Genomic DNA, 24,897 nt, shown 5'->3' on the forward strand with positions numbered 1-24,897 from the left:
GAACATAGAAAAGATTATTTTTACCCCGCTTGCCGTAGTTCAGAACGAGGTCAAAATTGCAGCGCCAAAAGAAGAAGATGTGATACCAACGAGTAAAACCAACTGAAGGAGATTTGCATGAACACCCCCGTATTCAAGAAGAAACTATTACCGCAACTGATTGCCCTGATCGTCAGCACCACTGCGTTTAATATAGTCTATGCTGCTGATGAAACGTCAGAAGCTGCACCAGGCTCGCAAGTAGTCGAAGTGCGCGGCATACGTGACACGCTGAAAAAAAACCTGGCTGGCAAACGCGATTCGCAAAACATCGTTGACACAGTCAACTCAGAAGACCTCGGTAAGTTCCCTGACAAAAACGTCGCTGATTCGCTGCAACGTGTACCCGGCATTTCTGTTGACCGTACCTGGGGTGAAGGCCGCGACATTTTCGTGCGCGGTACCGATAAAAGCCTGAACATGACGCAGTTGAATGGCCAGTCAGTAGCATCTGCCTACTGGTGGAAAAACGATTCACAAAGCCGTGGTTTTAACTACGACATTTTGCCTTCTGAACTAGTCGGCAGTCTCGATGTTTACAAAAGTCCATCTGCTGATCTGGATGAGGGCAGTATCGGTGGCCTGGTCAATGTCAAGACACGCAAACCACTGCAATTCAAGGCACCTTTGACTGCGCAGTTCTCACTGGAAGCAACCTACTCTGACCTGCCCAAGAAAACGGACCCGCAAATCTCTGGTCTGGTGAACTGGAAGAATGATGAAAACACCCTCGGTGTCTTGCTGTCCCTGAGCAAACAAAAACGCACCATGCGCCGAGATGGCCTGGAAAATTTTACTGATTCCACCAAGTACACCATCGTCGATCAAAATAATGTAGCCACACCAAACGCATATGCATCATGGGGTGGTGGTTCAGCGATTTTCCGCCAGGACCGTGAGCGTACGACTGGCAACGTCACCCTGCAGATCAAGCCTAACCGTGACAGCGACATTTCTCTGAATTACATCAATTCAGACATGAACATGGACAATAACAACCAGAACTACCTGTGGCAAATAGGTGGTCTGGCAGATGGCAATAATGTTATCCGCATCACCAATCCACGTTTCATCACCACCTCTGATGGCACCAAGGCAGTGGTCGGCGGCACTGTAGGCCCGACAACTGGCGTCTCTTTCGAGCCTATCTACCGCGAAGCCTATATCAAGTCCAAGATCCTCGATCTGGAAGGCAATTACGAAGGCGATGGCTGGAAACTGCATGGCCAGTTAGGTTCTACATCTGCCGAAGGTGGCAGCAAGCATGATCGCAATTTCTGGTTCACAGGCAATACCCGCGCCACCGTGAATATCGCACCAGATACCTATGAAGTGTCTTACCTCGACATGAGCCCGCTGGACCCAACCAAGCTCACGCTGCAAAATGCTCGTGACTGGGTACGCAAGATGGAAAGCAAAGAAAACTATGTACAAGGCGACCTGACATGGGACCTGACTGGCTCTTTCATCAAGGATATCAAACTGGGCCTGAAATACCGCGACAACACCGTGCAAAATCACCGCACCATAGGCACGGTAGGCCCCGGCAGCACTGGCTGGCAGTCTTTCAGCCTGGCTGATCTGTCCACTGGCCCATCACCACTGCTGAGCCAGGCTGCAGCAACCTCTGGTTCATTGACCCAATATGCATGGGTTAACGATTCACTGGCCGCCAGCAAGGGCTTTGCCATGTACGACAAGGGCATGGTCTATAACGAAGCCAAGGGCGAGTATTACAAGATACAAGAGAAGATTACTGCTGCCTATGTCAAGGCTGATTATGCCCTCGACAAATGGCGCGGTGACTTTGGTGTGCGCCTGGTCAAAACCGAACAGACATCTGAAGCCTATCAAGACCTGACTGGCAAGGGCAACTATGTCATCGGCAGCACGACACGTACGTATAACGACGTCTTGCCCAGCCTGAACGTGGTGTATGACTTGCGCAAAGACCTGATACTGCGCGGCGCAGTAGCCCGTGTGATGGCACGCAACACTTATAGTGACCTCAGCGCCAGTACCGAAGTCAGCGGCACTACCAACGCCGCCACTGCCGGTAATCCTTTGCTGAAACCTTATCACGCCGACCAAGCCGAGATAGGTGCAGAATGGTATTTTGCTGATGCATCGATGTTGTCTGCCACACTGTTCACCAAACGCCTCGATACCTTCATCTATACCTCGACAGCGCAAGAAAATGTCGGTGGTGTGACACGCCCGGTAACCCGCCCGCATAATGCTGACAATGGTGCGGTCATCAACGGTCTGGAACTGCAATGGCAACAAGCTTTTGGTAATGGTTTTGGTGCCATCGTGAATTACACCTTCACAGATGCCAAGGCAGGCTCCATCGCTGGTGGACAAAAACTGAATGTCATCGGTAACTCACGCAATCAGTTGAACGCCAGCGGCTATTATGAAAAGAACGGCATCAGCTTCCGCCTGTCATATAACTACCGTTCCAAATCATACGGTGGCCTGGATGAAGGTGGCCAGGATGTCACCAGCGCCTATGGCCAGTGGGATGCCACAGCCAACTGGGACATCACACCAAAGATCAGCCTGTTTGCCACTGCCGTCAACCTGACCAATTCTGTAATACGCACCAACACCACAGATGGCTTGCCAGTTGGCGTATATGAAAACGGCGCACGTTACAGCGTAGGTGTCAGAGCCAAGTTCTGATCTGCTTTCATCTGCACGACGGTGACCTGAAGTGATTCAGCTCACCATGCAAAGAGCGCCAGAAGAGCCTCCCCATATAAGCAGCAGGGGGAGGTTTTTTTTGCACAATGCATCAGCAAGACTAGATCAAGTGACCATTTTAAATACGTCTGGAACACCTCATGAACAACAATGATCAAGCAACGGGATCAACAAAGGATGTGGTCGTCGCCATGTTCTTTATCAGTCTCCTGTTTTTTATCCTGGGCTTTGCCACCTGGCTCAATGGCTCGCTGATCCCATTTTTAAAAATAGTCTGCGACCTGAATAACTTCCAGGCGCTATGGGTAACGTTTGCGTTTTATATCGCCTACACCGTCATGGCCCTGCCATCAGCCGCCATACTTAGCCGTACCGGCTACAAGAATGGCATGACACTGGGCCTGGGCATCATGGCAGTGGGTGCACTGCTGTTTATCCCCGCAGCAAAGACCAGCTATTACGGTTTCTTTTTGCTGGCCCTGTTCACACTGGCCACTGGCATGACGCTGATGCAAACCGCCATCAACCCCTACATCGTTTGCATAGGTTCACGCGAGAGCGCCGCCATGCGCATCAGCATCATGGGCCTGTTCAACAAGGGTGCAGGCATCGTCGTGCCTCTGGTGTTTTCTGCCCTGATCTTGTCGGGTATAGAAAAATATTCTGACACTGCACTGGCAGCACTTGATCATGCTGGCCGCCTGGCCCTGCGCTCTGAACTGTCATCCCGCCTGGTCTACCCGTATGCCATCATGGCGGCTGGCTTGCTGGTGGTGATGGTCATCGTGCATTTTTCTTCACTGCCAGAACTGCGGGCAGAAGAAGAAAAAAACCAGCCCGAAGTCACCAAATGGGGCGTGCTGCAATACCCGCAACTGGTACTGGGCGCATTGTCACTGTTTGCCTATGTCGGCGTTGAAGTCATCGCCGGTGACACCATAGGCCTGTATGGCCGCAACCTGGGTGTGCACAATTACACCGTGCTGACCTCTTACACCATGAGCTTCATGGTCATAGGCTATATCCTCGGTGCCACCACCATCCCCAAACTGATGACGCAAAAAACCGCCCTGCTGTTCTCCGCCATCAGCGGCCTGTTGTTCACCGTCGGCGTTGCCACCAGCTCAGCCACGGACACCGGCATAGCCCAAGCAGTAATCGGGTGGGCAGGCGTGCCCGTCGTACCAAATACCGTGATGTTCCTCGCCATGCTGGGCCTCGCCAATGCCCTGGTCTGGCCGTCAATCTGGCCACTGGCCTTGCAAGGCCTGGGTAAATACACTGCAGCAGGTTCAGCCCTGCTCATCATGGGCATCGCAGGCGGCGCACTACTACCCATGCTCTACGGTAAATTCTCCGACACAGGCAATCCCCAAACCGCCTACTGGATCATGCTGCCCTGTTATCTGATGATTTCCTTTTATGCGGTGAAGGGACATAAGTTGAGGAGCTGGGGCGCGGATGCAGGGAGACTGGAGAGGGTGGATCAGGCGGGGTGAGTTGATGCATGATTCCCATGCTACGATACCCTCATCCTTACCATAGCGAGGCTGAGGGTTAATCAGGAAGCAACAATTTACAGAGTAATTTGCTCAAAAATAAACTTGAGCCAGTATCATAACCAGTATAATTCTATTGGAAAGTTAGATTATCTAAGCCTAATCTATATAAAACCAATGGATTTCTCTTTACTACTGCCTAATGAAATTTGCCTGACACTCGGCGAAAGAACGCGTGAGCGTCGCTTGCTGCTAAACATAAGCATAGAAGAATTGGCGCAACGCACAGGCATCTCAGCCCAAACTGTCAGCAGTTTTGAACGCACTGGCAAATGCACCCTGGCCAACTTTGTCCGCATACTTGAGTCACTGAATGCCACGCCAGATTTACAGACAGTCCTGGTGCCGCAAACCAATACCATAGAAGACATGCGGGCAAAGTCTGCGGTACAAACCAGACAGCGTGCGTATCGTAAACCCAAGAGCCCATCATGAAAGAACTCAAGGTCAATTACAATGCGCATGGCGAGTCACTTTGGCTGGGCACGCTGGCCGACGATGGCCGCGATATCTTGTTCCAATACTCACCCGAAGCGCTTGTGCGTGGCCTGGAACTATCACCCATACGCCTGCCACTACGGCCATCTGCCTACCCTGACAAACAGGCCGATTACCTGCCCATCATGCAAGTGCCAGGTTTAATCTACGACTCCTTGCCTGACAGTTGGGGGTTACAGTTGATGAAACGCCGCATGAAAGCCAAAGGCATCGATACCGACACCGTCTCTGTACTAGACATGCTCGCCTACCTTGGTGACAACACCATGGGTGCTTTGACCTATGAACCCGGCAGCGAAACCCATCTGGCAGTCACAGACCTTGCATTAATCGAACTCGCAAAAGAAGTGCGGGCATTGGTGGTAGACGATAGCCACGAAGTCCTGGATGAACTGGCCAAGGCCGGTGGCTCCCCCGGCGGTGCACGACCCAAGGCGCTGGTTTACTACAAGCCAGCGACAGGGCAAATGAGCACTGAATATATGCCAGATGCAGAATCCTGGCTCATTAAATTCCCGGCAAAAGACGATGCCAGTGATAGCTGCGCACTGGAAGAACTGTACGCCCGGCTGGCACGCAAATGCGGCCTGGGCATGGGCGAGACACAATTCTTTGAATTACCTGACGGCATGACAGCATTCGGCACCAAACGTTTTGACCGCGATGATGAGCAGCGCGTTCACATCCACTCACTGGCAGGCATGTTGCACGTCCACTTTCAAATCCCATCCTTAGGCTACAGCGAATTCATGCGAGCAACCCGCAGGCTGACAAGGGATGCAAGAGAACTAAAAAAAGCCTTACAACGCTGCGCCTTCAACATACTGATGAATAACCGCGATGACCATGCCAAAAACCTGTCCTATCTGCTCAACAAAAATAATGAATGGGAACTAGCTCCGCCCTATGACCTGACCTATTGTGCCGGTTATCGAGGCGAGCATTTCATGGATGTGGCTGGCGAAGGCAAATCACCAACGCGGACACACATTTTGAAAGTTGCGCAAGACGGTGGAATGAAAGAAAAAGAAGCGAAGAATATTATTGATGAGATGCTGGAGTTAATTACTGTTGCTGATTTCAAGAATGCTGCACGGGATTTGCCTATCTCGAAAAAGACTTTGGCGATGGTGGGCAAAGTCGTTGAGGCGAATAGGTCAAGACTATATAAGTAAAACCAACGTGGCAAATAGATCAAATTTCAGTTAATGCAGTCTCCGGTCAAAGATTTGCAAGGTCAAGGATTTGTTTACGAAGGTTCCTATCAAAAATCCCACTAAGGATGCCATCAATCAATAAAATTGAAACTTTCAATCCATTTTCGGCATGCTTTTTATAATCTGCAAGTTTAAATTCATTAACAATATCTCTTGGATGGACCAATTGATCACGGAAGACTTTAAACTCTTTGAATTGACTCCACTCGGGTAGGTTCGTTATTTTAAGATGATTAATATTAAATTTAGAAATTAGATATCTAATTTTATTTTCCAAACTCTGATATTTTTCTCTTTCGATTAGAGTACCTTTTTTTGGATCAATCTCAGTTTGGATATCGTTTAAAAAATTACGCTCATGCAAAGTCAAGCTTAAGTTTTCACTAAAAGTCTCACCTATATAATTGACGAAAGATTCCAAAGCACTCGCCGTCAAAAATATTGCGGCGCGATATTCACGAATCTTTTGATCATCGCTTAAATCAGTAGAAGATATTTTTGCCCGCTCAATAAAGTGGCTAGCATCACTTAAATATGTTTCGAACATAAATTATATTTTCGATAATGATAAATTTGCTTTCTGCATTGCCTTTTTCGCTTCATACGATTGAATAGCTGCATTTGCGAGACTTTTTGTGATTTTTTTATCAGAAGATCGATTAATCAAAACAAAAAACACTTCAAACATCCTGCCCAGTTCATCTGAGTTTATTCGAGCGCCAATTCCTCGATATGTGTCGGGATCAACACCTTTCATTCGAGCATCTGACAATGCACGTGCGCCCATCGGATCTTCATCAACTCCAAGATTCTTTACCAATCCATATAAGACAGCCAATTGTTCATTTTTCCCAGAGTAAAAGCCAGCTATATAACTCCAACTAGCAACTACTGCAAGCGATAGAACTTTACTTGCAAATTGGGTAGATTTATCTTTCTTGCGCTTTGCAACTTTGTCTTTTTGCGTAACGTGCAACTCCCTAAATGCTCGTCCTGCATCAAGGAAAGCTTCATCAGTCCAATTAACAACGCTTCTCACCTTCTCATATTCAACATCCAGACCACCAGATTTACATACTGATGGAATGTGAAATGTTTCGCTTTGGTCAGCGACCTTTGCTCTCCAATAGTTAAGGACAAAAGTTCTTGCTACGCGAACGGTAGGAACATCGCCATTTTTACTATCGGAAAAGTCTTGGTTTTCTTCAAGCAATTTTATTTCTTGAAAAAAATCACGGAGCTCAGTACCAAGCAGTTGCTCTTTCATTCGATCAATAAGATCGTTTGATACTGCTATGGAAGTATTATTGACCGTCGCAATTTCAACTTTTTGCTCTTTAGTTAAAGAAAAATAAATTCGAAAACCATGATACTTATCATCCATATCAACGGCAGTTAAAATAGCTTTTACTCTATGCTGTCCACCGTATATTTTTAATGGGAAAGCAGAGTTATATGCCTTATCGTATTCAACAACAATATCCTCAAAGCTTCGTCCAGCTTGCGCATCGGATTTCATCACCCCAAAAGCATATTGATTTTCCGTGATATCGCGATTAAGTTTATACAGACTTCCGGAAGAACTTTCGTCATCCAAATCGTCTTCGTAAATGGTAGCTTCAAAATCCATTTTCTCTCGAATACTCTTTGCTGACAAATGGCAGCATACGTAATTTGCTTTACTTTTTTGATCATATAGAACAGACAAGCACTTCTCCAGAGGCGAGAATTCGGCTAAAAACTGATTTATTTCCATTGTAATTTGAGATGTTTCACCACCCATAGGCCATACTATTTCAGTGTGCATTGATACTGTCCTCTCAAAAATGTATCTTAATCTTACACCATTAATAATAGAGTGAATCGCAACATACACTCTATTACCAAAACGCTTTATCAAACAAGAATCAAATTTCCCTTCCCTCACCCTTGTGATAATGTACCAATTCAGCAATACTTCGCCTACGCCGAATGTGCTGGTGAAATTCAGTCACTCAAGCCTATTCGCCGAATAGCTGTTGGCCGCTATCAATGAATTGCCTGCCAGCATCCTGCAAGAATTTTGTTTTTTGGAGAACACTATGGGTCTGTGGAATAAGCTCAGCAATGAATTTATCGATATTGTCGAATGGCTGGATGACAGTCCCGATGTGATGGTGCATCGCTTTGAGCGCTATCAGAATGAGATCAAGATGGGTGCCAAGCTGACGGTGCGCGAGGGGCAGATTGCTGTGATGGTCAATGAAGGCCAGATGGGCAAGGGGCAAGTGGCAGATGTGTTCATGCCGGGCATGTATGAGCTGTCGACCGAGAACATGCCGTTGCTGAGTACGCTCAAGGGCTGGAAGTATGGCTTTAACAGCCCGTTCAAGGCGGAAGTGTATTTCTTCAAGACTACCCGCTTTACCAATATGAAGTGGGGCACGGCAGGGCCTGCCACCATGCGCGACCCTGAATTTGGTGTGGTGCGTGTAACTGCCTTTGGTATCTACGGCATACGCATTGTGGATGCCAAGGCCATGCTGTCTGAGCTGGTCGGTACCAAGGCTGATTTTACGACAGCGGATATAGAAGAAAACCTGCGCGGCAAGATAGGCATGCGCATCAAGGAAGTAATGCCTGAAATTGGCGTGCCGGTGATAGACCTGGAAGCCAAGGTCACCGAAGTGGGCAAGCGCATACAGGAAAAAATTGCTTCTGACTTTGTGCAATATGGTCTGGAATTGTGCGAAGTGCAGGTGCAGGACATAGGCTTGCCGGAGGAAGTGGAAAAAGCCATCGATCAGCAAGGTGCGATGCGCGTGATAGGCAATATGAACCAGTTCGCCCAATACCAGGGTGCGCAGGCTTTGCGTGATGCAGCGCAAAACCCGGGCATGGCGGGCGCCATGATGGGTGTAGGCGTCGGTGGTATGCTGAGCCAGAGCATGGGCACGATGTTTGGTAACAACCCGCAACCAGCTGCGGCACCTGCCGCAGCGCCGGCGGCGGGTGGTGGCATGCCGCCGCCTTTGCCAACGGCGGTATCTTATTTCGTCGCGCAAAACGGTGCGCAGACCGGGCCGTTTGATCTGGGTGTGTTGCAATCGCACGTGGGCAGCGGCAGTTTGACGCGTGACAGCCTGGTATGGCGTCAGGGCATGGCTGCCTGGGGCAAGGCGAGTGAACAGGCTGATTTGTCTGGTTTGTTTGCGGCCATGCCGCCACCGTTGCCACCACAATAAATCTTCCTCTGATGTGGCGTCGCGCCTGATGGTTGCGACGCCTTCTATTTTGTTCTGGAATCATCACCTGTGACGACAAAAAACTATCCCTGCAAATCCTGCGGTGCCAAGCTGGAATATGCGCCTGGCCAGCACGCCCTGCAATGCCCGTATTGCGGTGCCAAGAATGATATCCCTGAAGACCAGGCAGCCACTGTCGCGGCAGTAGAAGAGCTGGATTACCAGGCTTATCTGTCAGAGCAGGCGGGCAATGAACCCATGCTCGCCAGCCAGCATGTGAAGTGCACGGGCTGCGGGGCAGAGTCGCAACTAGCGGCTAACCTGGTGTCTGACCGCTGCCCGTTTTGTGCGGTACCGCTGATTGCAGCCAATGCTTATTCTGCACGCAAGATCAGGCCCAAGGCAATTGCGCCATTTGATATCAAGGAATCAGAAGCGCGCAGCAAGTTTGCCAACTGGATTACCGGCCTGTGGTTCGCGCCAAACGCGCTGAAGCAGGCTTACCGTGCCGAGCGCGGCCTCAAGGGTATCTACACCCCCTACTGGACCTACGATGCCGACAGCGACACAACCTATCAGGGCCAGCGCGGTGTCGATTACACGGTGACAGAAAACTATACTGAAAACGGCGAGACCAAGAGCCGCCAGGTGACGCGTACCAACTGGTACCCGGCAGTGGGTGCGGTGCAAGTGTCGTTTGACGATGTGCTGGTCGTCGGCTCAAAAACCCTGCCGACTTCGTATGCAGAAAACCTTGCGCCATGGCGTCTGGAAAAACTGCAGGGTTACCGCGACGATTATGTATCCGGCTTCACGGTAGAGGCTTACCAGGTGGGACTGGAACCCGGTTTTGTCGATGCCCAGGGCAAGATGGAAGGCGAAATCCGCAATGCCATCTGCCGCGACATCGGTGGTGACCACCAGCGTATCATTGCCATGCAGCCGCGTTATTCGAATATCAGCTTCAAGCACATCCTGTTGCCTATCTGGCTGTCGTCTTATAAATATGGCGACAAGACTTACCGCTTCCTGGTGAATGGCCAGACTGGACAGGTACAGGGCGAGCGTCCGTATTCAGCATGGAAGATTGCTGGTGCGGTATTGCTGGCAATCGCGGTCGTCGTCGTGATTGCCATGCTGAATCACAAATAATCAAGGTCAAGAACTCTCACCGCAGAGAGACAGAGAATGCGTTGTGTCTCTGCGGTGAGTTTTTCGGTCGTGTAGTCGCCTACTCAAACTGCTTCTTGAATTCTGCAAACTGCAAACTCAAATCGCTGACCTGCTGCTTGAGTTGCGCGACTTCTGCTTCTAGCTGACTGACTCTATCACTTTTTGAAGCGCCACTACCGCTGGAAAAACTAGAAGCTTCGGCCTGATCCAGGCTGGCTTCATCGCAGGACAACAGGTGTGCGTAACGCGGCTCCTTGGTGCCTGGTGTCAGGTTCAAACGGGCAACCAGCGGCGGGTATTTGTCCATCAGGTAGTCGAGGCATTTTTCGACGTCAGCAACACTGGCAAACTCATGCAGGCGGCCAGCGCGGGCGCGGATCTCGCCTGCGGTCTGGAAGCCGCGCAGCATGAGTATGGTCAATACCGCCACCTTAGGCTGGTCCAGCATCCATTTGATGCGCATGCGGTGCTCATACTTGGCGACGCGGGCACCGGCCTGGTGGATGGCATTCACCAGTTTTTTGGCAGCCAGCCTGTCTATGGCTTCCAGTACTTCAGACTCGGTCACGGACATGACAGGGTCGCGGCTGGTGAGCTGGTTGCAGGCATTCACCAGGGTATTTAATGACAGCGGATAATTATCGGGCGTGGCGGCTTCTTTTTCTGCCAGTACGCCAAGGACGCGCAATTCTGTTGCATCCAGAAAAGCCTCATCTTGGGTGGTCCTTGCTTCTGGTGTGGACGTGTTTTCTGTGTTCATGCGAACCTCTGCTGATTCTCTGTTGATTAACTGTTTTGCCGGTGCATCGCCCTGGGGTACTGCACTCACATCATCCATGGGCGCAATGTGTTCCCGCATTATCGCCGAAAAGCAAAGGCAGGCATCATCAATCTTAGCTCAGGTTTAATGATCAGGCATCTGGCCGGTGACGCATGAAAGCATCACGGATGTTTTCTTTCAATTGTGCGTCTTCCCAGGGTTTGGTCAGGAACTTGAAGATTTCGCCGCGATTCACGCCTTCGGCGATAGGTACCAGATCGGAATAGCCTGACAAGATAATGCGTATGGTATCTGGATACAGCTCTTTGACGATGCGCAAAAACTCGGTCCCGACCATACCGGGCATGCGTTGATCAGAAATGATGACCTGCACCGGGTTGACAGCCAGCAGGTCCAGCCCCTGCTGACCACTGGTTGCAGTCAGGATGTGGTAACCCTCGCCACGCAGCAAGCGTTTGAGTGCGGAACCGATATTCGGTTCGTCATCAACAATCAGCAGGGTCTTGGTACCATCAACAACTTCTTTTGGCGGCAACAGGCGTTTGCCCTCGCGCAGCATGGTGGCGAAGTCCTCGGCAGGTACCGGGCGACTGAAATAATAGCCTTGTATTTCATCGCAACGCAGCCTGCGCAGTAATTGTAATTGCCCTTCGGTTTCTACGCCTTCTGCCACGACACGCAAATTCAGGCTGTGTGCCATGGCTATCACTGCGGTGGTGATGGCGGCATCGCCAGGATTATTGGTAACGTCAATGATGAAGGCGCGGTCGATCTTGACGAAGTCAAACGGAAAGCGCTTTAAGTAAGCCAGTGAAGAATAGCCTGTACCAAAATCATCCAGGGACAATTGCATACCCATGGTTTTGATGGCTTTCAGCGTTTGCGCGGCTTCTTCCGGGTTGCCCATGACAACAGACTCGGTGAGTTCAAATTCGATATGATGCTGTTCGAGCCCGTGGCTATTGATGGCATCCTGGATGATGTCGAGGATTTTGCCATTCTTAAACTGCACGGCAGACAGGTTGACTGCCACCGGGACAATCTCTATTTGCTTCTCGCGCCAGGCGGCCTGCTGCGCGCACACTGCCTTGATAGCCCATTCACCTATCTGTACGATCAAGCCTGTATCTTCTGCTACCGGAATAAAGTCGCCCGGGTAAATCAGGCCACGTTCGGGATGTTGCCAGCGTATCAGGGCTTCTGCACTGACTATATGTCCGTTTAACAGATCGACACGCGGCTGGAAATACATGACGAACTGGTTATTACTCAAGGCTGTGCGGAGTTCATTTTCCAGCAGCATCTTGGCTGCCAGCGCGGCATTCATCAGTGGCGCATAAAACAGATAACGCTCGCCAGATGTCTTTGCGTTTTTTAGCGCTACTTCGGCATGCTTGTACAAGGTTTCAGTATCCGCGCCATCATCAGGATAAAGTGCCAGGCCTGCAGTGACAGAGACGCGAGCTGGCTGATGGTCCAGCAAGAAATCTTCGGCAAAGGTGCTGAAGACAGCATGTTCAAGTATGGAAGCTGCATCCCCACCTTGTACCAGGTTAGCCAGACCAATCGCAAAGGTATCACCGGCAATGCGGGCCAGGGTATAAGGTTCTTGCAAGGATGCTTGCAGCCGCCCCGCAATCTGTATCAGCAAGTTGTCACCGGCGTGGCGGCCAAGAGCATCGTTGAGTTGCGAAAACCGGTCCAGATTCAACAGGATGATGGCCGCCTTGTTAGGTTCCTGCGTGCCAGAATGCATTAGCTGCGTCAGTCTGTCATTGAACAAACGGCTATTTGGCAGGCCCGTCAGCTTGTCGTAAAACGCGAGATAACTAAGTTGCTCTTCCTTATCAATAAATTGCAGGGCGAATGAAAGATCGCCAGCCAGTTCATTGAGGAGTTTTATTTCGTCTTCGTCGAAAAAATCAATGGTGCCGGCAAACAATGTCAGCACAGCTACGACCCGGTTCTCTGTGACCAACGGCAAACAAGCCAGGGCAAGATGTCCCTGTGCCAGTAATTCGTCTTTGAAATTTGCCAGTGCAGGATCTTCCTGCACATTGTTGCAGATAAGCATACGCATTTCGCGCACTGCGATATCTGATGGCATATTGTTGTCTGATGCTTTGGCTAAAGCCTTCAGGCTGAGCTGTGCTGCGAGGTCGGACGCATTGCTGTATAAGGCAACAACAGGATCACTGCGTTTGTGCACGTCGGTACTTGCGACCCAGGCCATGCCAAAAGCCCCTTCGTGTACCGCAACCCTGCAGGTTTCCTGAAACAGTTCCATGCGATTGTGGGTGCGCACGATGGCAGAGTTAATGCCGGACAGCACTGCATAAATGCGGCTTAGCCTGGCTATTTTTTCTTGCTGGGATTTTTGTTCGGTAATATCTTGTATGGTATTAAACCATCTTGTCTTGCCGTGAACTACGCCATCTTCCAGCAAAGGTTCCATCACTTGCTTGAGCTGTACCAGATTGCCATCACCGCGCCACACCCGGTATTCGATTTCCACCCGGCTCACTAGTCTGCCTGCCTGTATGCAGGCATTACGGAATTTGTTACGGTCATCCTGATGAATGATATCCAGCCAGAGCCGGGTATCAGGTGGCATGCCACTATTATCCACACCGATAAGTATGGGCAGCGTATCTGACCAACGTTCAAAAGCTCCGTCAGGGCCGGTAATGACGTGCGCGGTCTTGTTCATCAATTGCGCGCGACGCAGACCCGCCTCGCTCTCCTGCAAACGGGCATTGGCATGCTTGCGGGATTCTTCACGCCCTATGTATTGAAATGAAAAAGCAACATCGGCGGCAAGTTCAGTCAATAGTTTTTGCTCTGAGTCATCGAAAGAATGAGGAGTATCAGCAAACAAGACCAGTACGCCAACGGGACGTTTATCCACGTGCAAGGGAAAGGCTGCCATGGACCCAAGCTGGCCCTCAATAAACCTGCCGTCAGGAATAAACATGCCGGGTGCTTCAAGTCTGTCGTTATAGATGGCTGGCAAGCCTGTGCGTACGGCCACCATCGCTGGCGATGCTGCCATGTCAATACCAAAGTTCAGGCCTGCAGAACCAATTTCAGGGGAAATATCACCGGCCCAGGCCACTACACTGCCATCAAGCGTGTCCGGATCAATAATAGCGATGTAGGCGGCAAGAAATTCAGCTTCTTCAGTGGCAATCCGGCAGGTATCCTGAAACAGGGCGGCACGGTCACGGGTGCGGACAATAAGGTAATTGATACGGCTGAGTACAGCGTAAATCCGGCTGAGGCGGCTTACTTTGTCTTGTGCATGCAAGCGCTCGGTGACATCATGTGCCAGCACAAATTTGCACAAGCGCCCTTCAAAATGGAGTGGATGTGAAGTAATTTCGACATTGATGATGCTGCCATCTTTCTTTTTATGCAGCCAGATACCGGATTTTTCAAAAGCTGTGGCTGTTTTCTGCTGCAAATTCTGCAGTAACCTCTCCTTTTCATAGGGTGGCCTGATCGCTTCTATGGTCATGGCCTGGAATTCGGCTTTAGTGTAACCATAATGCTCAATTGCCGCTGTATTGACGGTCAGAAAAGCGAGCGTCTGCAAGTCGTACACCCACATCGGTATCGGGTGGGCCTGAAATAACTCTATGAATGAAGTATTGTCTTTATTCATCGTGGTTCCGCCGAAATAGCCTGTCGCTATTGTCGGAAGTAAAGAAACTGTTATTTACCTGCTGATCAGGCCTCATTTATCTACGCCCTAGCAATAAAAGATTATTAGCTTCATAGCTGTATTCATACAATCAGGCTTAATTAATATTACACTATCGACACACTTCTGCCGATTTATTAATGAATGTTTCATTTTGTGGGCAATTCACAGCGATCCTGAAAAAATATAAAAACTTTTAACCCCTTTTGTTTTTCTGCTCCGTTTAATGATCATGACCCTCATGTTTACGGAGAAGAAAATGAAAAAATGGATATCAATACTGGCTAGCCTGGTATTAGCCAGCATCACAGGCGTGGCTAGCGCCGGGCAGTTGGCTGCCGTCAGCATCATCAATCAAAGCACAGGTGAACGCCTGCCCATCTGGCGGCATCAGGGTAACAATTATGTCGTTGGCAAGCCAGGTGAGCGTTATGCGGTAGAAGTCAGGAACAAGACTGGCGAAAGGATTTTGTCTGTCTTGTCCGTCGATGGTGTCAATGCACTGACTGGCAGCACGGCAGCGCCAACGCAGTCTGGCTATGTTTTGAGTGCCTGGCAGCCCATGGAAATCAAGGGCTGGCGCAAGAATATGGATGAAGTGGCAGCCTTTTATTTCACGCAACTGTCTGATTCTTATGCGGCGCGCACAGGGCGGCCAGACAATGTTGGTGTCATCGGTGTTGCACTGTTCAGGGAATATGTGGCTCCTGTCGCTATCATGGAACCAGAGTATGAACGCAGGGCCCAGACATCTCCAGCTCCTGCAGCACCAATGGCGAGTAACCAGGCCAAGGGCGCCATCGCAGCAGACAAGGCAGAATCCAGGATAGGTACTGGCCACGGCGAGCGCATCAACAGCACGGTAAGATCAACTGACTTCCAGCGCGCCAGTTCACAGGCAGATGAAATCATCAGCATACGCTATGACAGCTATGCCAATCTGGTGGCTCGCGGCATTATTCCCCGCAACCGCGACGTATATCCTGCACAGCCTAATCCCTTCCCCGGCGGCTTTGTGCCTGATCCCGGCCACTACCGTTAAATAATCTGAATTAACTATGTTCACACGTCAGAGCTGCCTCTGACGTGTGAAAGAACACGCCCTTACAGCATCCTTTTGGAGACTACCATGATAAAAAAGCCCAGCACCTTATTATTGACATTGATGCTCAGTGCCTGCCAGATCAGCAATGTTGCTGAACAAGATCCCGGTCATGTGACCGAGCTACCGAGACAAGCTGGGCCTCTTGAAGCAGACAGTGAGGTCACAGATGCAAAAGACAGCAAGGATGTGACAAAGCTCACCCGTAAAGCCGTGCAAGCGCCAGTCGTCGCCGAACCTGCCCCTGCTGCTGCCAGCCGTGACAACACCGTGCACGGCAAAGATTTGCCGGCTTTGATTAACAGCTATTTTGATGGCAATGCTAGGCAGCAGATGTTGATACAGGTAGATAAACCTTTGTACAAACCAGGCGAAACCATCTGGTTCAAAACCTGGGCTTTAATGAAAAAAACACTGGCTTCAGCAGACACGGCTGCCATCACCATGGAATTGATTTCCCCCAAGGGCAGCAGCGTCATGAGCAAGCGCCTGCAAGTCACTGCGGGTAGTGCAGCAAATGACTTTATCATCCCGCCAGAAGCACAAGGTGGCGAATATACTTTGCGTGCCAGTACAGGTGAGGGGCAAAGGGTTGAGCGCAGTATCATCGTCTCGGCTTATGAAGCACCGCGCATGAAAAAGAAACTGGAATTCGTCAAGAAATCTTATGGTGCAGGTGAGCAGGTCAGCGCCACCATAGAAGTCAAACGCCCAACGGGCGAAGCACTGGCGAGCAAGCAACTGATTGTTATCGCCACGGTTGATGGTGTCGAGCTGCCGCGTGTCAAAGCCAGTACCAATGCCAGCGGTGATGCCCTGGTCAAATTTGATCTGCCCAAAAATATAGAGTCGGGCGAAGGCTTGCTGACGATACTGGTAGAAGACGGTGGTATCACAGAATCGATTTCCAAATCCATCCCTATCTTGCAGAAAAAACTCTCGCTGGATTTCTTCCCTGAAGGCGGCAAGATGGTAGCAGGCTTGCCCAGCCGTTTGTACTTTGAAGCAAAAAACAAGCAAGGCAAGCCGGCAGATATAGAGGGCCGCCTGGTCGATGATCTGGGCAATGCTGTTGCCCGCTTCGCTACCTACAAGAATGGTTTGGGCAGGATCAATTTCACGCCTGCCACTGGCCGCAGTTATCGTGCCGAGATCAGCAAACCAGATACCGTGACTGAGACTTATGCCCTGCCGCTGGTGGAAGAAAAAGGCTGTGTCTTGCGTAATTATGATGACCTTGATGGCCAGGAAAAAGCTTTGCGCGTTGGAGTGCAATGCACGGACAAGCAAAAAGTCGTGGTGGCTGCCACCGTGCGCGAAAACGTTTTTGATGTCGGTGCTATTGAAGCGGGTAGCGACAAACCGGCAGTGATTTACCTTAAGGCCAAGGACGCAGCGATACAGAATGCCGCTGGCGTCGCCAGGGTCACGCTGTTTGATCAGAATCTCAATCCGCTGGCAGAACGCCTGGTATTCCGCAACCGTCGCCAACGCCTGGATGTCAAGGTGGAAGCCGACAAAAAATCGTATGTACCACGCGGCCAGGTGGCCTTGAATATCACCACCAAGGACAGTAGCGGCAAAGCCGTACCTGCCGAACTGACACTGGCAGTGGTGGATGACACGGTGCTCTCCTTTGCCGATGACAAGAGTGCCCACCTGCTGTCGCGCCTGATGCTGGAAACAGAATTGCCAGGCAAGATAGAGGAACCGAATTTTTATACTGACCTGACAGAAGAAAAAAGCGCACTGGCACTGGACATGCTGATGGGTACGCGTGGCTATCGCCGTTTTGAATGGCAGCCTGTACTGAATGCTGATTTTTCTGTCCGTACAGTTGCAGGCGGGAAGATAAACCGTAGAGAAGACAATATGCGTGTCCTGGCAGCACCGGCCCCACCCATGATGGCCATGGCACCACCGCCAAAGGTAATGGCACCAGCAGCTATGGAATTAAAAAAAATGGCTCCCTCTATGCCTGAAGCCATGCCTGTCATTGCCGCAGATGCCGTCAGACCACGCGAAGTCAAGGGTGAAATTCTTGCGCGTCCCGTCTTCAAGGCAGATATGGCAAATGGCCTGGTCGCCGAGGAAAAATTCATGGCAGCTCAAGCTGCAAAAGAAATCGCTGTCGACAAGGACTTTGCCCGCGCTGCCGCTAAAGTAGAGGAGAGGGATGCCAGGCAACAAGGCTGGGCTGCGGTACGCGTCTTCCCTGTGCCTGCATTCAAGCCCAACTACGCTGGTCCGCGTGATGATTATCGTGAAACCGTCATGTGGGCACCTAAAGTGCAAACCGACAAGCAGGGCAAGGCGACGGTGAAGTTTACCTTGTCTGATGCGGTGACATCTTTCCGCGTTTCGACTGAGGGTATCAGTGCCACTGGTGCGGGCCTGGCAGGTCGTGACGAGACTGTCATCAAGTCTTCGTTGCCATTTTCTTTATCAGCCAAGTTGCCGCTGGAAATATCGGCAGGTGACAAACCATTGATCCCGGTGACGCTCAGCAATGACAGTGAGCAAGCCCTGGACGTGGCACTGGATGCGAATTTTGGCAGCTTGCTGAAAGCGACAAATAGTAAAGGCAAGGATGACAGGCTGGCTGCGGGACAACGCAAGAGCATGTTCATCCCGCTGGAAGTGACAGGCATGCGCGGGCAATCTGAAGTGCAGTTGTCAGCCAAGGCATCAGGCCTGAAGGATGAAGTCTTGCGCAGCATACCGGTGGTGGCACCTGGCTTTCCACAACTGGCAGAAAAATCCGGGCAAATCAAGGGGCAGGCAAGTTATGAAGTTGACTTGAGCAAGGCCAGCAAAGGTAGCGTACAAGCCAGCATCAAGGTATACACCTCGTCATTGTCCACGATGATATCGGGTCTGGAAGGCATGCTGCGCGAACCTTATGGCTGCTTTGAACAAACCTCGTCCACCAATTACCCGAACGTGATGATCATGCAATACCTGAAGCAGCATGATGTGGCAGACACCGCTTTGCTGGAACGCACAGGTAAATTGCTGGATAGCGGTTACAAGAAACTGACTGGTTTTGAATCGCCGAAAAAAGGCTATGAATGGTTTGGCGGTGACCCCGGGCATGAAGCACTGACAGCCTACGGCCTGCTGGAATTTGCTGACATGAAACCTATCTATGGTGAAGTCGACAAGGCCATGATGACACGCACTGCAGCATGGCTGAAATCCAGGCGTGATGGCAGTGGCGGTTATCAGAAAGATGCCAAGGCGCTTGACACCTTTGGACGTGCTGCCCCTGCTGTGACTGATGCCTATATCACGTGGGCGCTGGTTAGCGCCGGTGAAACCGGGTTGGACAAAGAGATAGGCAAATCAGTCACACTGGCTGAGAACACCCAGGATGCCTATCAACTGGCCTTGGCAGTTGGCAGCATGCTGGAAGGCAATGGCAAAGCAGCTGTACCAGAAAAAACCCGCAAGGCTGCGGTAGAAAAACTGGCGAATATGCAGGCTGCATCAGGTGCATGGACGAATGCTGATCACTCCATCACCCGCAGTGGTGGCAGCAATCTGCATATAGAAACGACTTCACTGGCAATACTGGCCATGCTGAAATCTGGTGACCATCTGGAGCAGGCACGCAAGGGCATCAACTGGCTGCAAAACAACCGTAGCGGCTTTGGCCAATGGGGTGCAACGCAGGCAACCGTGCTGGCCTTGAAAGCCATGATCGCTTATGACAATACCACCCGCGTTGCGCCCAAGCCTGGCAAAGTCAGTTTGCTGGTCGATGGTGTCGTGGTTAGCGAACAAAGTTATGAAGCAGGCCGTCGTGACGCGATCTTGTTCACGGACTTTGACAAGGCACTGGCACCGGGCAAGCATATCATCACCCTGAAATCGCAAAACAACGATGCCCTGCCTTACTCAATCGCTGTCGAATATCGCACTACCGAACCAGCATCATCCAGGACTGCCGTAGTTGATTTGCAAACCCGTCTGGCCAAGTCTGAATTGAAAATGGGTGAAACCGTCAGGCTGGATGCAGTCATCAGCAACAAGACTCAGGCCGGTCAACCGATGAGCCTGGTGCGTCTGGGCTTGCCTGGTGGCTTGACTTTCCAGAACTGGCAGCTCAAGGAATTGCGTGAAAAAGGCCAGATCGCTTTCTTTGAAACCCGCGCCCGTGAAGTGATACTTTACTTCCGCGACATGAAGCCTGGTGAAGTCAAGAAACTGGGTATAGACCTGGTGGCAAGCGTGCCAGGCAGTTATAGCGGCCCGGCATCATCCGCCTACCTGTACTACAACGATACGGACAAGACGTGGACCAGTCCACTGAACATCAATATCACTCCCTGAGTACTCTGAGCAATAAGGGGGACAAGGTGCAGCACTTTTTGATCAGGAAATATGCTGAGGGGAAAGTGCTGTACCTGGCATTCGTCTATAAACATTTATCGGCATGGCAGATCAGAAATTTTGTTGGCGGCAGTGGGATTTCCGGTAAACTAGGGGACATGATCCCCCAACCTGACACCGATGAAGCTTTGATGCTGCTGTATTGCAAAGGCGACCTGCTCGCCTTCAAGGAGCTGTATCAGCGACATAGTCATGGTTTGTATCGTTTTATCAGCTGGCGTTCACCCCGCCGCGAATGGGTCGATGAAATCGTGCAGGACAGCTGGGCAGCCCTGCATACGGCCAGGACCAGCTACACGCCCTTGGCGGGCTTTCGCACTTATCTCTACCAGATTGCCCGCAACCGCCTGATTGACTTATTACGGCAAAAAGAAAGCCAGCTCATCCAGGAAAATGACGATACTGAGTTGAATGGCACAGCCAGTAGTGCGGACATTGCCCATGAGGGCTTGTCACCAGAAGCAGCGCTGGACAAGAAGCAGCAAAACGACAGGCTGCACGCAGCCATCCGGGTCTTGCCGAATGACCAGAAAGAAGCATTGGTCTTACAACAATTTAACGGACTCAGCCTGGAAGAAATTGCCACGGTGACTGCAGTACCGGTAGAAACTGTCAAAAGCAGATTACGCTATGCAATGCAAAAACTACGCTCCCAATTGCATAGCCAGACGAAGCAAGGTGAGCCAGCATGAGCGATAAAGACATCAAGGATAGCAACAACGATTTGGCAGATGCCGAATTTGATGCCTTTTTACAAGGTGGGGATGAACTCGCCCTCTTGCTGCAAGATCTGCCACAAGATACACCATCGGCTGAACTGGACGCCGCCATCATGGCTGACGCTGAAGCAGCCCTGGCTATGGCAGGCGCAACTACGCCGGCAGTTATAGCTGCCAATGATGCCAACAATCCTGATGCATCACCCCATCACCCTTCCTTCTTATGGCGCTGGAAAACGCCACTCGGCCTTGCCGCCAGTGTTTTGCTTGCGGTCCCCTTGTTCCTGCTGCGACAAGAACATGAAGAAGAAATTGAAGCAGCCAATACCAGGCAGGCTGAAGAGAAAGTCATTTATCCGCAAGAAGTGAAGAATGGCGAGATTGCAGCAGCCGCGTCTGCGAACATGCCGCCAGTTGCCGCCATTCCGCCCGTAATATCCGCACCTCAGGCAGATGCTGCGGGCAAGATTGCGGCCAGGGACTATGCAATAGAGCCCAAGGCCAGGGCAGAGCGCAGAGCGGATGCGGAGATGAAATCAGCCCCCGTTGCTGCCGCTGCCCCGCCCCGGGAAGCATCTGCTTACGCACCGCCAGCACCTGCCATGCCCGCCAACCCAGCACCACCCCCACCAGCCGCTGCGGCACCTGCACCAGTACAGCTTGCCGAGGCCCCGCCATCAGCGCCAAAAGCAATTGCCGGAGGTATGGCCAACGAGAAAATGCCAGAAGTAGTACGGCACGCAGAAGCAGAACGTGCCAGAAACACGGAATCATTCAAAATCGCCGCCAAGGAAGAAGCGCCAAGGCAGCTTGCCAAAGAAGCTGAAGCTGATAGCCGCCTGCAAGCTCCTGCGCCACCTCTTGCCAGGGCAGCGTCGCCCCTGATGGCGAAAAGCGCACCTGCTGCGGCAACGTCGGCACCGTTGGCCAAGCCAGCCATGGACAGCATGAATGCTGACAAAAAGGCGGACGTGCAAGCCGATAAGCAAGCCCGTGTTGCTGCACAACCAGTCCAGACCCTGGCTGCCGTACCGCCTGTACAGGCACCAGATGCCCCGGACTGGCAGGCAAAAATAGAAAAACTGCTCAAGGAAAAACAAAACCATGAAGCACTGGAAGAGTGGAAAAAATTCCGCGCAGTCTATCCAGATTTTGTAGTCGATAAATCCTTGCAAAAGAAAATCGACGCACTGCAAAAATAAAAAGGATCAATGGCATGCCATTGATCCTCATACTCACCTGGGCCTATGTTCGATACGGCCAGACGATATAGCTATCTGAAACAGCTTACTGGCGAAAAGTACTGGCCGGTATTGATACTGGACCACTGCCACAGGCAGGAACATTGATGACACGGTTTGCCCCCACTTCCCATGCCAGGGGTTTGACGCCCTGGGTAATGTACTTGTATTCGTAAGTAGTGCTGGCATTGAGGTTGCGTGATACCGTCCACAAGGGCCAGAAATTGCCTGACAGCCTGGTGGCAGTTGCAGTATTCCAACTGCCCAGTTCTGCCCCGCTGCCAGTGACATACACATCCTGCCCCACCACCGTATTGTTATTGGTGACCTGGAAATTCACCTGTACCTGACAGGCACCCGCCAGAGTTTTTGCACTGGCCGCAATGCTGCTGGCTGACACATTATTGGCATTATCCACCGCTGCGATGGTATAGCTGTAGGTGGTAGCAGGTAACAAGCCGCTGTCAACAAAACTGGTGCTGGCGCTGAACACGGGGCTCCCACCATTGCGTGCAACGTTATAACCCTTTACGCCACTGCCACCGGCATTGTCGGTAGCCGCACTCCAACTCAGGTTGATGCTGCTACTGCTGGTAGCAGTTGCCGTCAGACCACCAGGAACAGATGGTGCGGTAATGTCATTCGAGGCAGCGCCCAGCTTCTGGTTGATGTGCAAAGCTACTGCAGGTACCGTGCTGCCACCATTTGCGGGTATGCTGAGAGTGACCATGCCATTGGCAGCAACCACCACCGCATCTGCCGTACAAGCGGTCTTGCCAGCGTTGGCTACACCATGCACGACATTGCAGTAAGTACCTGCAGGCAGCAAGGTCTGGAAGCTTTGGTTCCATGCACTGAACTCGTTATTGATGGCGACAAAACCTTTGCTGCCACGGTTAAAGGCGATCTGGTTGCCGCTGCCGCTGGTAAAGTTATCGACACCCTGGCCCGATGTCACCGCACGAAAAGCTACCATATTGGCGATGTCAGCCCAGCGATGGATGAAATCCCATTGCTGGTTGATCAGTGGATTGCCATTCGCATCAAAGGGGCTGGCGGCTGGTGCGTCGGCATTGGTGTCCGTGAAGATAAAACCGGAATGCACTTGCGCCTCACCATAAGGCCAGGCCAGCATGAAGATGTTCGCCAGATCATAGCGCTTGCTGCCCTGTGTATCATTGGTCGCACCGCTGCGGTTACTGGCGTTCATGGAATCGCCATTGCGCTCAGTATCCCAGTTGTTCACAAACACGGTGGCCTTGCTGCTGTCCGTGAAAAAGCCCCAGGTTCCACCCCAGTTACCGGGCGTGCCCATGATGCTGCGCATTTGCGAAATGCTGGCACCGTTGAGGTTGCGGAAGGTTTCTTTCATCGCCGTTGCATACTTGAATTCATTGATAGTGCCTATGCTCAGGTAAGAATTACGGTCTACTGAGCCATCGGTAATGATTTCTTGCGTGATCCACAGAGGCTCGCCAGAATTGGTAGTGTGCGTTACGCCATTCACGATGGTCTGCAGATCTGTCTGGCGTATGTGCTTGGCCGCATCGAAGCGAAAGCCATCTATACCCATGCCTATCAGGCTGGTCAGATAATTCCTGATCTGGCCTTGTACATAGCTGGCACCCGTATCCAGATCAGGCAGGCCGACCAGGCGGCACTGGGTGACGGCATTGCGGTTATTACTGTAATCACTGCCCTGGATATCGCAAGCAGGATGGAAATCATTGGCACTGAAACGCGGATAACTGCTGGCAGCCACCCAGCCTGCACCGCCAGTAGAAGTACCACTTCCCGCTGCCAGATGATTGACGACGATGTCGGCATATACACGTACACCTGCAGCGTGACAGGTATTGATCATGGCTTGCAGCTCTGCTGCTGTGCCCATCTTGCTGGTCAGATTGGTGTAGTCAACTGGCTGATAAATATCCCACCAGTTGTTGCCACGATTGGCTGAACTGGGTGGGGATATCTGCACACCACCATAGCCTTGCGGGCCAAGAAAATTGCTGCATTCTTTTGCGATATCGCTCCACTTCCAGTGAAACATCTGCACCGAAGTGTCACGCGGATTAAAGGCTAGCGCAGGTGCACTTGCTGCCACCAGCATCAAACCAGCCACACCACAAAAGAATGCTTTATGTAATGTGCCCCTGATACCGCCTTTGCTACTTTCCTTGCTTAGATTTTGATTCATATTGTCCCCTCACTTTTTGCCTTGGCAAACTCAAACCCAAAGGATTTGAACTGCCCCCAATTTCATGCAGGTCGATTCAAGCATCGCCTCAACAGCCCCAAACTCACCGCCCGTCTTACCCGGCGGCACCGTCAATGGCAATCCACGGTGGAAAAACCACCTTACCTGCAAGGCATATCCAGACTTAGCGGTCTTTAGTGCCACATAAGTTTTTGATAAGCTTAAAAATTGTGCAGTAGTTTTAATACAAAAACTATTAATATATAAATATATTCATGCTGTTGTGCAGCACAAAATCTTTAAGGAAATTAGCAATTCACTCATAGAAATCATTAAAATC

Annotated in this window: 15 protein-coding genes; 10 read left to right on the forward strand and 5 right to left on the reverse strand. The window is 51.0% G+C overall.

What is annotated here, in order from left to right:
* Window positions 1-117 precede the first annotated feature (117 nt).
* From AC07OI_RS01700 to AC07OI_RS01715, 4 genes are all read left to right on the forward strand, one after another.
* Entirely contained in the window at window positions 118-2,724 is a 2,607-nt protein-coding gene (locus AC07OI_RS01700; RefSeq protein ID WP_495256088.1) for a TonB-dependent receptor, read from the forward strand.
* A 161-nt stretch (window positions 2,725-2,885) separates the two neighbouring features.
* Window positions 2,886-4,244 carry a sugar MFS transporter gene (locus AC07OI_RS01705; RefSeq protein WP_495256089.1) on the forward strand — a complete coding sequence of 453 codons (1,359 nt, stop codon included), beginning with the start codon at window positions 2,886-2,888 and terminating at the stop codon, window positions 4,242-4,244.
* Window positions 4,245-4,421: 177 nt separating this feature from the next.
* A complete protein-coding gene (locus AC07OI_RS01710) occupies window positions 4,422-4,739 on the forward strand; it encodes a helix-turn-helix domain-containing protein (protein ID WP_495256090.1) in 318 nt (105 codons plus the stop codon).
* Window positions 4,736-5,977, forward strand: a complete 1,242-nt coding sequence (locus AC07OI_RS01715) for a type II toxin-antitoxin system HipA family toxin (RefSeq protein ID WP_495256091.1) — start codon at window positions 4,736-4,738, stop codon at window positions 5,975-5,977. The genes AC07OI_RS01710 and AC07OI_RS01715 overlap by 4 nt, the downstream gene beginning before the upstream one ends.
* 46 nt (window positions 5,978-6,023) lie before the next feature.
* On the opposite strand, the gene AC07OI_RS01720 is transcribed toward AC07OI_RS01715, so the two are convergent.
* Both AC07OI_RS01720 and AC07OI_RS01725 read right to left on the reverse strand, forming a co-directional pair.
* Window positions 6,024-6,566: a hypothetical protein gene (locus tag AC07OI_RS01720; protein WP_495256092.1), complete on the reverse strand. Its 543-nt coding sequence runs from the start codon at window positions 6,564-6,566 to the stop codon at window positions 6,024-6,026.
* A 3-nt stretch (window positions 6,567-6,569) separates the two neighbouring features.
* On the reverse strand, window positions 6,570-7,826 hold the full coding sequence (locus AC07OI_RS01725; RefSeq protein ID WP_495256093.1) for a hypothetical protein: 1,257 nt from the start codon (window positions 7,824-7,826) through the stop codon (window positions 6,570-6,572).
* Between the two features lie 274 nt (window positions 7,827-8,100).
* Here AC07OI_RS01725 and AC07OI_RS01730 point away from each other — a divergent pair, with 274 nt between their 5' ends.
* A complete protein-coding gene (locus tag AC07OI_RS01730) occupies window positions 8,101-9,243 on the forward strand; it encodes an SPFH domain-containing protein (RefSeq protein ID WP_495256094.1) in 1,143 nt (380 codons plus the stop codon).
* Window positions 9,244-9,312: 69 nt separating this feature from the next.
* Window positions 9,313-10,395, forward strand: a complete 1,083-nt coding sequence (locus tag AC07OI_RS01735) for a TFIIB-type zinc ribbon-containing protein (RefSeq protein WP_492703936.1) — start codon at window positions 9,313-9,315, stop codon at window positions 10,393-10,395.
* Window positions 10,396-10,474: 79 nt separating this feature from the next.
* On the opposite strand, the gene AC07OI_RS01740 is transcribed toward AC07OI_RS01735, so the two are convergent.
* Both AC07OI_RS01740 and AC07OI_RS01745 read right to left on the reverse strand, forming a co-directional pair.
* Window positions 10,475-11,176: a YceH family protein gene (locus tag AC07OI_RS01740; protein WP_495256095.1), complete on the reverse strand. Its 702-nt coding sequence runs from the start codon at window positions 11,174-11,176 to the stop codon at window positions 10,475-10,477.
* Between the two features lie 151 nt (window positions 11,177-11,327).
* Window positions 11,328-14,861, reverse strand: coding sequence for an EAL domain-containing protein (locus tag AC07OI_RS01745; protein WP_495256096.1), 3,534 nt, complete (start codon window positions 14,859-14,861; stop codon window positions 11,328-11,330).
* A gap of 298 nt (window positions 14,862-15,159) precedes the next feature.
* On the opposite strand from AC07OI_RS01745, the gene AC07OI_RS01750 reads away from it, so the two are divergent.
* From AC07OI_RS01750 to AC07OI_RS01765, 4 genes are all read left to right on the forward strand, one after another.
* Window positions 15,160-15,942 (forward strand): hypothetical protein, encoded by a 783-nt coding sequence (locus tag AC07OI_RS01750; protein WP_492703939.1) that lies wholly within the window; start codon window positions 15,160-15,162, stop codon window positions 15,940-15,942.
* A gap of 87 nt (window positions 15,943-16,029) precedes the next feature.
* Complete coding sequence (locus AC07OI_RS01755) at window positions 16,030-20,337, forward strand: MG2 domain-containing protein (protein WP_495256097.1); 4,308 nt, start codon at window positions 16,030-16,032, stop codon at window positions 20,335-20,337.
* Window positions 20,301-21,089: a sigma-70 family RNA polymerase sigma factor gene (locus tag AC07OI_RS01760; protein WP_495256098.1), complete on the forward strand. Its 789-nt coding sequence runs from the start codon at window positions 20,301-20,303 to the stop codon at window positions 21,087-21,089. Before AC07OI_RS01755 ends, AC07OI_RS01760 begins: the two co-directional genes overlap by 37 nt.
* Window positions 21,086-22,318, forward strand: coding sequence for a hypothetical protein (locus AC07OI_RS01765; RefSeq protein ID WP_495256099.1), 1,233 nt, complete (start codon window positions 21,086-21,088; stop codon window positions 22,316-22,318). Before AC07OI_RS01760 ends, AC07OI_RS01765 begins: the two co-directional genes overlap by 4 nt.
* Before the next feature lie 85 nt (window positions 22,319-22,403).
* On the opposite strand, the gene AC07OI_RS01770 is transcribed toward AC07OI_RS01765, so the two are convergent.
* Complete coding sequence (locus AC07OI_RS01770) at window positions 22,404-24,557, reverse strand: carbohydrate-binding module family 20 domain-containing protein (protein ID WP_495256100.1); 2,154 nt, start codon at window positions 24,555-24,557, stop codon at window positions 22,404-22,406.
* Between the last annotated feature and the right edge of the window lie 340 nt (window positions 24,558-24,897).

The sequence above is a fragment of the Undibacterium sp. GW821-FHT07F11 genome (assembly GCF_059418665.1).